The organism is Pseudomonas sp. DrBHI1 (assembly GCF_002205115.1).
Taxonomy (GTDB): Bacteria; Pseudomonadota; Gammaproteobacteria; order Pseudomonadales; family Pseudomonadaceae; genus Aquipseudomonas; species Aquipseudomonas mosselii.
The window spans coordinates 35,417-46,688 of record NZ_NIBE01000062.1; the positions used below are offsets into that span (position 1 = coordinate 35,417).

General features: G+C 65.2%; 9 protein-coding genes. 6 read left to right on the forward strand and 3 right to left on the reverse strand.

Annotation, left to right across the window (positions count from 1 at the left end; genetic code table 11):
- Positions 1–19: 19 nt before the first annotated feature.
- Both CC207_RS14555 and edd read right to left on the reverse strand, forming a co-directional pair.
- The gene (locus tag CC207_RS14555; protein ID WP_028691973.1) at positions 20–976 is read right to left on the reverse strand and encodes a glucokinase; all 957 of its coding nucleotides are present in this window, start codon (positions 974–976) and stop codon (positions 20–22) included.
- Entirely contained in the window at positions 973–2,799 is a 1,827-nt protein-coding gene (gene edd, locus CC207_RS14560; RefSeq protein ID WP_028691974.1) for a phosphogluconate dehydratase, read from the reverse strand. Before edd ends, CC207_RS14555 begins: the two co-directional genes overlap by 4 nt.
- Before the next feature lie 266 nt (positions 2,800–3,065).
- On the opposite strand from edd, the gene gap reads away from it, so the two are divergent.
- The 6 genes from gap (at position 3,066) to CC207_RS14590 (ending at position 9,889) form a co-directional block, all read left to right on the forward strand.
- A complete protein-coding gene (gene gap, locus CC207_RS14565; protein WP_050704137.1) occupies positions 3,066–4,067 on the forward strand; it encodes a type I glyceraldehyde-3-phosphate dehydrogenase in 1,002 nt (333 codons plus the stop codon).
- Positions 4,068–4,390: 323 nt separating this feature from the next.
- Positions 4,391–4,903, forward strand: coding sequence for an RNA polymerase sigma factor (locus tag CC207_RS14570; RefSeq protein ID WP_028691976.1), 513 nt, complete (start codon positions 4,391–4,393; stop codon positions 4,901–4,903).
- 93 nt (positions 4,904–4,996) lie between these two features.
- Positions 4,997–5,959, forward strand: coding sequence for a FecR family protein (locus tag CC207_RS14575; protein WP_088852320.1), 963 nt, complete (start codon positions 4,997–4,999; stop codon positions 5,957–5,959).
- A gap of 125 nt (positions 5,960–6,084) precedes the next feature.
- Positions 6,085–8,673: a TonB-dependent receptor gene (locus CC207_RS14580; protein ID WP_088852321.1), complete on the forward strand. Its 2,589-nt coding sequence runs from the start codon at positions 6,085–6,087 to the stop codon at positions 8,671–8,673.
- Positions 8,674–8,820: 147 nt separating this feature from the next.
- A complete protein-coding gene (locus CC207_RS14585; protein WP_062360424.1) occupies positions 8,821–9,426 on the forward strand; it encodes a biliverdin-producing heme oxygenase in 606 nt (201 codons plus the stop codon).
- 49 nt (positions 9,427–9,475) lie between these two features.
- Positions 9,476–9,889 (forward strand): YbaN family protein, encoded by a 414-nt coding sequence (locus CC207_RS14590; protein ID WP_088852322.1) that lies wholly within the window; start codon positions 9,476–9,478, stop codon positions 9,887–9,889.
- A 53-nt stretch (positions 9,890–9,942) separates the two neighbouring features.
- Here the strand turns inward: CC207_RS14590 and arcD are convergent.
- The coding region (gene arcD / locus CC207_RS14595) for an arginine-ornithine antiporter (protein WP_088852330.1) at positions 9,943–11,272 on the reverse strand (1,330 nt) is incomplete at its 5' end.

The window sequence follows — 11,272 nt, forward strand, 5'->3', positions numbered from 1 at the left end:
ACTTGCCCCGCGATGACGCTCAATGATCCAACGCTTGCTGCAAGGCCACCCCGGCACCCAACAACCCGGAAAACTCCGCCGTCACCAGCCATACCGGCACCCCGGCGAAATAACCACTCATGCAGCCCTTGTCGGCGAAACTCGCGGCGAATCCGCTGCCCAGGAACAACTCGGCGAAACGCGGAATCACCCCACCGACAATGTAGACCCCACCCCGGGCGCCCAGGGTGAGCACATTGTTGCCCGCCACCCGCCCGAGGAAGCGGCAGAACTGCTCGATCACCGCCAGTGCCCGGGGCTCGCTGGCCAGGGCCGCGTCGGTAATCTGCGCCGGAGTCTTGTGCGTCGGCGTGGCGCCGTCGAGCACACAGATCGCCTGGTACAAGCGCACCAACCCACCGCCACTGAGCACCGTCTCGGCGCTGACATGTCCGATCTGCCGGTGAATCTCCTGGTGGATCGCCGCCTCGCGGGCGTTGCCCACCGGCAGGTCGACATGCCCGCCCTCCCCCGGCAGCGCCAGCCAGTGCTCGCCCAGGCGCAGCAGGCTGCCCACGCCCAGGCCGGTGCCGGGGCCGATCACCAGCGCCGGGCGCGACGGATCGGCGTGGCCTGCGCAGACCTCGCGGAACTCACCGTCGCGCAGGCGCGTCATGCCCAGAGCCATGGCGGAAAAATCGTTGATCAGCAACAGGCGCTCGACCTGCAGCGTCTGGCAGAACGCGCTGCGGCTCAGGCGCCAGTGGTTATTGGTGAAGCGGAATTCGTCGCCGTCCACAGGGCCGGCCACTGCCAGGCACACCGCCGCCAGGCCGCCACGGGCGATGCCCTGGTCGGCGAGGTAGGCCTCGATGGCCTGCTCGGGGCTGGTGTAGTCGGCGGTGGCCAGCACCTGGACCGCCTGCAGCTCATTGTCGCGCCACAAGGCGAAACGTGCGTTGGTGCCGCCGATGTCGCCGACCAGCAAGGCCTTCATTTGAGATTCTCCAGGGCCGAGGTGAAGGCGCTCGCGCCCTGTTCGGCCGAACTGAACGCCACGCGCATGAAGCCGAACAGCTCGCGCCCGCAGCCCAGGTCGTTGCCCGTGGGCGGCTCAGGCAGTTCACGGCTGGCCAGCTCCTCGGCCGAGACCATGATCCGCAGCGTGCCTTCGGCACCATCGACACGCACGATATCACCATCGCGCACCCGCGCCAGCGGGCCGCCATCGAAGGCTTCCGGGCACACGTGAATGGCCGCCGGAATCTTGCCCGAGGCGCCGGACATGCGCCCGTCGGTAACCAGCGCCACCTTGAAGCCGCGATCCTGCAGCACACCGAGGAAGGGTGTCAGCTTGTGCAGCTCAGGCATGCCGTTGCAACGCGGGCCCTGGAAGCGCACCACGGCGACGAAGTCGCGCTCCAGCTCTCCGGCCTTGAACGCATCGGCCAGCGCTTGCTGGTCGTGGAACACCCGGGCGGGCGCCTCGACCACGCGATGCTCCGGCGCCACCGCCGATACCTTCATCACGCCGCGCCCCAGGTTGCCCTCCATGACCCGCAGGCCGCCCTCGGCGGAGAACGGTCGTGCCACCGGGCGCAGAATGCTTTCGTCGAGGCTGTCCTTCGGCCCTTCGCGCCAGACCAGTTGGCCATCTTCGAGGAACGGCTCTTGGGTATAGCGGCGCAGACCATGCCCGGCCACGGTGTTGACGTCCTCGTGCAGCAGGCCCGCGTCGAGCAGTTCGCGAATGAGGAACGCCATGCCGCCGGAGGCCTGGAAGTGGTTGATGTCGGCCTTGCCGTTCGGATAGACGTGGGACAGCGTCGGCACCACCTCGGACAGGTCGGCCATGTCCTGCCAGGTCAGCTGGATGCCGGCGGCCTGGGCGATGGCCGGGATGTGCAGGGTGTGGTTGGTCGAGCCGCCGGTGGCGTGCAGGGCAACGATCGAGTTGACCAGCGCCTTTTCGTCGACGATCTCGCCGATGGGCATGAAATTGCCGCTGGCCTTGGTCATGCGCGTGACCTGCCGCGCGGCCTCGGCGGTGAGGGCGTCGCGCAGCGGCGTATACGGGTTGACGAACGAGGCGCCCGGCAGGTGCAGCCCCATCACCTCCATCACCAGCTGGTTGGTGTTGGCGGTGCCGTAGAAGGTGCAGGTGCCCGGACCGTGGTAACTCTTCATTTCCGATTCGAGCAATTGCTCGCGGGTGGCCTTGCCCTCGGCGTAGCGCTGGCGCACATCGGCCTTTTCCTTGTTGGAGATGCCCGAGACCATCGGCCCACCCGGCACGAAGATGGTCGGCAGATGACCGAAGCGCAACGCGCCCATCATCAGGCCGGGAACGATCTTGTCGCAGATGCCCAGCATCAGGGCGGCGTCGAACATGTTGTGCGACAGGGCGATGGCGGTGGACATGGCGATCACTTCGCGGCTGGCGATGGCCAGCTCCATGCCCGGCTCGCCCTGGGTCACGCCATCGCACATGGCGGGCACGCCGCCGGCGAACTGGCCGACCGAGCCGACTTCGCGCAGGGCCTGCTTGATCTGTTCGGGGAAGTGCTGGTACGGCTGGTGCGCCGAGAGCATGTCGTTGTAGGCCGAGACGATGGCCACGTTGGCGGCGTTCATCAGGCGCAGGGTCTGCTTGTCCTCGCCGCCACAGCCGGCCACGCCATGGGCGAAGTTGGCGCACTGCAGGCTGGCGCGCATGGGTCCGTCACTGGCCGCCCCACGGATCAGCTCAAGGTAGCGTTCACGGGTACGGCGGCTGCGGGCGATCAGCCGTTCGGTGACCTCAAGGATGCGCGGATGCATGTACTGGACTCCAGGCTAACTGTGGGGCGGCCTCCACTGGCCATTTCCCCTCCAAACGATTGCGACCTAGGCTGTAGAAACAGGTGCCTGGACCGTTCGAAATGGGGCTGACCCGACCACTCGTTGTATGTTTAAACAAAATACTGCCAGCAAAAAGGCTTGTTTTCTATCTCTCGGTGAATAATCTTGTAATTCCAACAACAAAACCGTTTCAGTGAAGCTGCTCTTTGTGCCACAGGCTTCACCCGACTGCCAGAGGTAACGCCATGACCCTACGCATCGCCATCAACGGATTCGGCCGCATCGGACGCAACGTCCTGCGCGCACTGTACACGCAGGGCTACCGCCAGGACCTGCAGGTCGTCGCCATCAACGACCTGGGCGACAGCGCGATGAACGCCCACCTGCTCAAGTACGACAGCGTCCACGGCATTTTCGACGCCAGCGTCGAGGCCGACCATGAAAGCCTCACCGTCAATGGCGACCGCATCGCCGTCAGCGCCATCCGCAACCCCGCCGAATTACCCTGGAAGACCCTGGCCATCGATGTGGTGTTCGAGTGCACCGGGCTGTTTACCGAACGCGCCAAGGCCGCCGCGCACCTGACGGCCGGCGCCGCCAAGGTCATCGTCAGCGCGCCGGCCAAGGGCGCCGACGCCACCGTGGTGTACGGGGTCAACCACGACGTGCTGCGCGCCTCGCACCAGATCATCTCCAACGCCTCGTGCACCACCAACTGCCTGGCGCCGATCGCCCAGGTGCTGCACCGCGAGTTCGGCATCGAGCAAGGCCTGATGACCACCATCCACGCCTACACCAACGACCAGGTGCTTACCGACGTCTACCACGGCGACCCGTACCGCGCCCGCTCGGCCACCCAGTCGATGATCCCGAGCAAGACCGGCGCCGCCGAAGCCGTGGGCCTGGTGCTGCCGGAGCTGGCCGGCAAGCTCACCGGCATGGCCGTGCGGGTGCCAGTGATCAACGTGTCGCTGGTCGACCTCACGGTCAACCTCAAGCGCGAGGCCAGCGCCGACGAAGTCAATCAGCTGTTCCTCGAAGCCAGCCGCCACTCGCGGGTGCTGGGCTACAACGCCCTGCCGCTGGTGTCGTGCGACTTCAACCACAACCCGCTGTCGTCGATCTTCGACGCCAACCACACCCGCGCCAACGGGCGCATGCTTAAGGTGCTGGCCTGGTACGACAACGAATGGGGCTTCTCCAACCGCATGCTGGACAACTGCCTGGCGTTGTTCAACGCCAGGTGAATGTTTGCGCGATCCCTTGCAGGTGGTCGCGCAGAGAGCTGTATCCCTGTGGGAGCGGCCTTGCGTCGCGAAAGGGGCGCGTAGCGGCCCCAGATTCTGAGCCATCTTCGAAATTGCCGGGGCTGCTGCGCAGCCCTTTCGCGACGCAAGGCCGCTCCCACAGGGGGGTAGTTCCCTACGCGACAGCGTAGCCCGCAGGGCTGGGTGGTCTCCTAAAGAGACCGCGTTAGCCGCAAGATTTACCTGTTCGTGACATTTCCACGCTTGACCTGGAGCATGGATGATAAGCATTATCATTCACCCGAAAACGCCCAGGTTTCCCCGTGAGTCAGTCCCGGTTCAACTCCGTGTTCCTCAGCCAGCGCCTCTCCCTGCTGCGCACCTTGCAACGCATGGTGGGCAACCCCAGCACCGCCGAGGACCTGCTGCAGGAAACCTACCTGCGAGTCACCCGCGCCCTGGGCGAGCGGCCGATCGAGCACCTCGAACCCTTCGTTTTCCAGACCGCCCGCAACCTGGCCCTGGACCACCTGCGCGCACGTCGGGTGCAGGCGCGCACGCTGGTGGACGATGTGCCCGAGCAGGTCCTGCACAATGTCGCCGCCCCCTCGACCAGCAGCGAGGACGCCGCCCACGCCGAGCAACTGCTCAAGCACCTGAGCGTCAGCCTCGGCCAGCTCAGCGAACGCCAGCAGCGCATCTTCATCCTCAGCCGCCTGCACGGCGCCAGCTACCTGGAAATCGCCGACCAACTGAAGGTCTCGGCCAGTACGGTGCAGAAGGAGCTGAAACTGATCATGGCCATCTGCATGGGCGTGGCCGATCGTCACCAGTGATGCGACCGCTCGCCACTGGCCTGCGCAAAGCCCTTGCCATGGGCAAGGTCTGCACTGATCATGCGCAAAAAATGCCCGATGCAAGGATCCTCCGTGACCGACCACCGCCCCCCTCGCCCGTCACCTGCCGAGCCTGATGCCCGCGCCCGTGCCCGCGAGGAGGCGCTCGACTGGTTGATCCGCCTGCAGTGCGCCAGCGAGGACGACACCCGCGCCTTCGAGCACTGGCTGGGGGGCGAGCCGGAAAACGCCGAGGCCTATGTCGAGGCCGAAGCGCTGTGGAACGGCGCCTCGCTGCGCCAGGCCGCCGGCCAGTTGCAGCACAGGCGCAAGCGCTCGCTCGCCGGGCGCCTGCGCAGCCACTGGAAACCGCTGGCCACCGCCGCCGTGCTGCTGGTCGGGCTGTCCACTTTCGGCAACCTGCCGGTGCGCCTGCAGGCCGACCACCTGACCGTGGTCGGCGAACGCCAGCGCCTGGAGCTGGACCCGGGCGCCAAGGTGCTGCTCAACACCAATTCGGCCTTCGCCAGCGACGAACGCGAAGGTCGCAAGGTCGCCCGCCTGCTGCAGGGCGAGGCGTACTTCCAGGTGTCCAACGCCAGCCAGCCCCCCCTGGAGGTCCAGGCCGGTCCGTTGCGCGCCAGCGTGCGCGACACCGACTTCGCCGTACGCTACCTCGATGGCGAGGCCCAGGTGCGGGTGCAGCGCGGCGATGTCGACCTGCAGGCCGCGAGCGACCAGCGCATCCGCCTGAGCGCCGGCGACAGCATCAGCGTCGGCCCCAAGGGCTTCGGCCAGCGCCAGCGTCCCGACATGAGTAAGGACCTGGCCTGGATCGAGGGCCGCCTGGTGTTCGAGAACTGCCCGCTGAGCCAGGTGCTCGCAGAAGTCCGTCGCTACTACCCAGGCTGGATCATCAACCGCAACACCCACCTGGAGCAGGTCGCGGTCACCGGCAACTACCGCCTCGACCAGCCGCTGGAAACCCTGCGCGCCCTCGCCCATATCACCTCGGCGCAACTGCATGAGTACCCAGCCGTGGTGATTCTCAACTGACCCGGCAAGTTTTTTTACGCGATCGCCCTGCCTCGCCCGTCTCGTTATAGCCAATACGATTGATTCTCGTTCGAAAACGAGAACAAGTACCGCCTATAACTCACGCGCGACAGGGAGCGCTTTCAATGCCCACAGGTCAGACCCGCCCGTCCACTTCTTCCCGCCGTCGCGGGCAATTGTCCCTGCTGACCCTGGCCCTGCTCGCCAGCGGCGCTTGCAGCCTGCCGGCGCTGGCCGTGGAACCGGCCCAGGCCAGCAGCCCGCGCATGGGCGACTACCGTTTCGCCATCGCCCAGCAGCCGCTGGTCGAGGCCATCAACGCGTTCAGCAAGGTGACTGGCTGGCAGGTCGGCTTCAGCGCCGAGCTCGCCGACGGTGTGGCCTCGCCAGGCGTGCAGGGCTCGCTGGCCCCGGAAGCGGCGCTGCAGCGCCTGCTGCGCGGCACCGGCCTGGGCTATCGCAAGATCGGCAACGGCAACGTGGTGCTCGAACGCCAGTGGGCCGGCAACGCCATCGCCCTGCAACAGGTGACCGTCAGCGCCACCCGCAGCGCCCAGGATGTCAGCCAGGTGCCAAGCACCGTCAGCGTGCAGACCCGCGAGCAGCTGGATCGGCAGAACGTCAATGACATCAAGCAACTGGTGCGCTACGAGCCCGGCGTCTCGGTCGGCGGTGTTGGCCAGCGTAGCGGACTGAACGGCTACAACATCCGGGGCATCGACGGTGAACGTATCCTGACCCAGGTTGACGGTGTGTCGATCCCCGACAGCTTTTTCTACGGCCCCTATGCCCAGACACAACGCAACTACGTCGATCCGGAGATCGTCAAGCGGGTGGAGATCCTCCGCGGTCCTGCCTCGGTGCTGTACGGCAGCAATGCCATCGGCGGCGCGGTAAGTTACTTCACCCTCGACCCTGAGGACATCATCAAACCCGGTAACGATGTCGGCGCCCGCCTGAAGACCGGCTACAGCTCAGCCGACGAAAGCTGGTTGACCTCGGCCACTGTCGCCGGCCGCCAAGGCGACTTTGACGGCCTGCTGCATATCAGCCAGCGCAACGGCCACGAAACCGAATCATATGGCAAACATGGCGGCACCGGTCTTGGCCGTAGCGAGGCCAACCCCGAGGACGTGCGCACCACTAACGTCCTGGCCAAGCTTGGCTGGGACTATGCCGACGATGCCCGGTTGGGATTCACCTACGAGCACTACAAGGATGACCGCGACCAGAACATCCTGAGCGCGGTGGGTGGTCCATTCATTCCTGGTCGCGGCGCCTCAAACATGTACCGCATGCGTCAGGGCAACGACACCGTCACCCGAGAACGCTTCGGCATCAACCACAAGTTCGGCCTCGACAGCCTGGTTGCCGATCACGCGAAATGGAGCTTGAACTACCAGATTGCCAAGACCGATCAACGCACAGACGAACTGTACTTCGCCAGTGGCCGCCAGGTGTTTCGCGATCGCCAGACTACTTACAAGGATCGCCAGTGGGTCTTCGATGGCCAGTTGGACAAAGCGTTCAGCATTGGCGCCACTGACCACCTGCTGACCTACGGCACAACGCTCAAGCACGAAAAGATCACCGGCGCGCGAAGCGGCACAGGCACCTGCCTGAACGTCGGAGGTAGCTGCACCGCCATCGGCCAGAACAGCCCCAGTGACGGCCAGGCGTTGGTGAGCGATTTCCCGGATCCAACCGTGAACACCTACAGCCTGTTCGCTCAGGATGAGATCCGCTGGAACAACTGGACCTTCCTGCCAGGCGTGCGATACGACTACACCCGCATGGAACCAGAGATGACTGCCGAATTCCTGCGCGGTATCCAGGGCACTGGCGCCGCGCCGGGCAGTATCGATGACTCGGACAAGAAATGGCGTCGGGTCTCGCCTAAATTTGGCGTGACTTACGCATTCAACGACAACTACACCTGGTACGGTCAGTACGCCGAGGGCTTCCGTACACCGACCGCCAAGGCCATGTACGGCCGCTTTGACAACCCTACGCTCGGCTACAGCGTCGAGCCGAACCCAAACCTCGAACCAGAGAAGAGCAAGAGCTACGAAACGGGCCTGCGCGGCAGCTTCGAGGCCGGCAACTTCGACGTGGCGGTGTTCTACAACAAGTATCGCGACTTCATCAACGAGGACGCAGTACAGTCGGCAAACCTTGGCTCGACCTTCCAGGCCAACAACATCAAGCACGCCACTATCAAGGGCGCAGAGTTCAAGGGTCGCTTGAACCTCGACCACTTCGGTGCAGCACAGGGCCTGTACACCCAGGGCTCGCTGGCCTACGCCCATGGTCGCAATGACGATAACGGCCAGCCGCTGAACAGTGTCAACCCGCTGACCGCAGTCCTCGGGTTGGGTTACGAAACCTCCAACTATGGCGGCCTGCTTAGCTGGACCCTGGTCAAACGCAAGGACCGGGTCGACGATTCCACCTTCTTCGCCCCCGATGGTGCCAGCAAGCAGTTCCGCACCCCTGGCTATGGCGTACTGGACCTGACCGGTTTCTACAAACTGACGGACGACATCACCGTAAACGCAGGGCTCTACAACCTGACCGACAAAAAGTATTGGCAGTGGGATGACGTCCGTGGCTACGACGCGCTTGGCGAAGCAGGCGTGACCCAACCAGCCAACCTTGATCGGCTGACCATGCCGGGGCGCAACTTCGCCATCAACTTGGTGTGGGATATCTGATCGGCTGAAAAGGGCGGCGCCCGCGATGCAGGTGCCGCCCGTTTCAAGTCATGAGAATGATTTCACTTCGCAGGTGAGGTTTTTTTACTGTCCCGCGTCTTCTGTTTCGTCTTGTCACTAGACGCCCCATTTTCCAAGGATGCCCCCATGACCGCCCCTTCCACCGAACGCGCTGCCCTGCGCTCCCAGCGCCTGAACCAGGTCACCCACGCCCCGCACACCGAGCTGGACGCCCTGGTGAAGTCGCACAAGCCGTTCGACAGCCGCGAAAGCTTCGCCCGCTTCGTGGTTGCCCAGTACCTGTTCCAGTCCGAGCTGCAGGCGCTGTACACCGACCCGCAACTGATCGCCATCGTGCCCGACCTCGCCGCGCGCTGCCGCGCCGAACAGGCCCGCCTGGACCTGGCCGACCTCGACACCGAAGTGCCCGCGCCCTTCGCCGGCGCCCTGGGCAAGCCGAGCCTGGGCGAGGCACTGGGCTGGATCTTCGTCTCCGAAGGCTCCAAACTGGGCGCCGCGTTCCTGATCAAGCGCGCCGTGGCCCTGGAGCTGTCCGAGACCTTCGGTGCCCGTCACCTGGGCGAACCGGCGGGCGGCCGTGCCGAGGGCTGGAAGCAGTTCACCCGCATCCTCGACAGCCTGGACCTGTCGCCCGAGGAAGACGCCGCCGCCGAGCGTGGCGCGGTCGCTGCCTTCGAGCGCTTCACCGAGCTGCTCAAGCATGCCTACGCCGCCGACGCCGCGCTGGCCTGACACGCTTTACCCGGCCGCCCTCGGGCGGCCACACCGTTGCAGTGAGACCATGACCCGAATCGCCCGCTCGAAACTGTCCCGCCTGCTCTACGCGATCCTGGCCTATGTCAGCCTGGGCATTGGCCTCGTGGCCATCGTCATCCCAGGGCTGCCCACCACCGAGTTCATCCTCCTCGCCGCCTGGGCCGCGACCCGCAGCTCGCCGCGCCTGTCCGCCTGGCTGGAGAACCACCGGCTGTTCGGTCCTATCCTCTACAACTGGCGCAACGGCAAGGTGATCCAACGCCGCGCCAAGGTCAGCGCGACCATCAGCATGCTGCTGTGCGCCGGCTTGATGCTGACCGTTCTCGAACACCACTGGCCGGTGTTCCTCGCCATCACCGGCATGACCCTGGGCAACCTGTGGATCTGGTCACGCCCGGAACGTCCCACGCCACCAGGCGCTGTCGAACTGCAAGGTTGATTCATTTGCGCTGCGGCGCCAAATGACAGCGACGTTGCGACGGCGCCTGCAAGTCAAAGGTTCAACAACCCCGAATACAGGGCATACGCCGCCAGCCCCGCCCCGGCCAGCACCGCCGCGAAGATCAGTTTCTCCCACGCGCTGAACAGCACCTGCCCCTGCTCGCGCTTGGCCCGGGCGAACAGGATCACCCCGGGCGCATACAGCAGCGCCGACAGCAACACGTACTTGAGCCCTCCGGCATACAGTAGCCAGACCGCGTACAACAGCGCGATCGCCGCCACCAGCAGATCCTTGCGCCGCAGCCCCGCCTGCCCCTGGTAGCCTTCACCGCGCCAGGCCAGCAGCACGGCATAGGCCGCCGACCAGAAGTACGGCACCAGGATCATCGACGACGCCAGGTAGATCAGGCTGGTGTAGGTCCCCGCCGAGAACAGGGTGATCAGCAGGAAGCCCTGGATCATCACATTGGTCAGCCACAGGGCGTTGGCCGGCACCTGGTTGGCATTCTCCCGCGCCAGGAAGCGCGGCATGGTCTTGTCCCGGGCGGTGGCGTAGAGGATCTCGGCGCACAGCAGCGCCCACGAGAGCAGTGCACCGAGCAGCGACACCGCCAGGCCGATGCTGATCAACAGCGCCCCCCAGGGCCCGACAATATGCTCAAGCACCGAGGCCAGCGAAGGGTTCTGCAGACCGGCCAGCTCCGGCTGGGTCATCACCCCCAGCGACAGCACGTTGACCAGCACCAGCAGCGCCAGCACGCCGAGAAAACCGACCACGGTGGCCTTGCCCACATCCGAGCGATGCAGCGCCCGCCCCGAGTAGACACTCGCCCCCTCGATGCCGATGAACACGAACACCGTCACCAGCATCATGTTGCGCACCTGCTCCAGCACGCTGCCGAACTGCGGATTGCTCAGCCCCCAGATGTCGCGGGTGAAGATGTCGGCGCGAAAGGCGAAGGCGGCGATGACGATGAACATCAGCAACGGCACGACCTTGGCCACGGTCGTCACCTGGTTGATGAAGGCGGCTTCCTTGATGCCGCGCAGCACCAGGAAATGCACCGCCCACAGCAACAGCGAGGCACTACCGATGGCCACTGGCGTGTTGCCTTCGCCAAACACCGGAAAATAGAAGCCAAGGGTACTGAACAGCAGCACGAAGTAGCCGACGTTGCCCAGCCAGGCACTGATCCAGTAACCCCAGGCCGAGGAGAACCCCATATAGTCGCCGAACCCGGCCTTGGCGTAGGCATAGACCCCGGAATCCAGCTCCGGCTTGCGGTTGGCCAGGGTCTGGAAGACGAACGCCAGCGCCAGCATCCCCACGGCGGTGATGCCCCAACCGATCAGCACCGCGCCGACATCGGCGCGGGCGGCC

Coding starts and splice junctions, on each gene's coding strand:
- gap (WP_050704137.1), top strand. CDS start 3,066: ATGACCCTACGCATCGCCATCAACGGATTCGGCCGCATCGGACGCAAC.
- CC207_RS14590 (WP_088852322.1), top strand. CDS start 9,476: ATGACCCGAATCGCCCGCTCGAAACTGTCCCGCCTGCTCTACGCGATC.
- CC207_RS14580 (WP_088852321.1), top strand. CDS start 6,085: ATGCCCACAGGTCAGACCCGCCCGTCCACTTCTTCCCGCCGTCGCGGG.
- CC207_RS14585 (WP_062360424.1), top strand. CDS start 8,821: ATGACCGCCCCTTCCACCGAACGCGCTGCCCTGCGCTCCCAGCGCCTG.
- CC207_RS14555 (WP_028691973.1), bottom strand. CDS start 976: ATGAAGGCCTTGCTGGTCGGCGACATCGGCGGCACCAACGCACGTTTC.
- edd (WP_028691974.1), bottom strand. CDS start 2,799: ATGCATCCGCGCATCCTTGAGGTCACCGAACGGCTGATCGCCCGCAGC.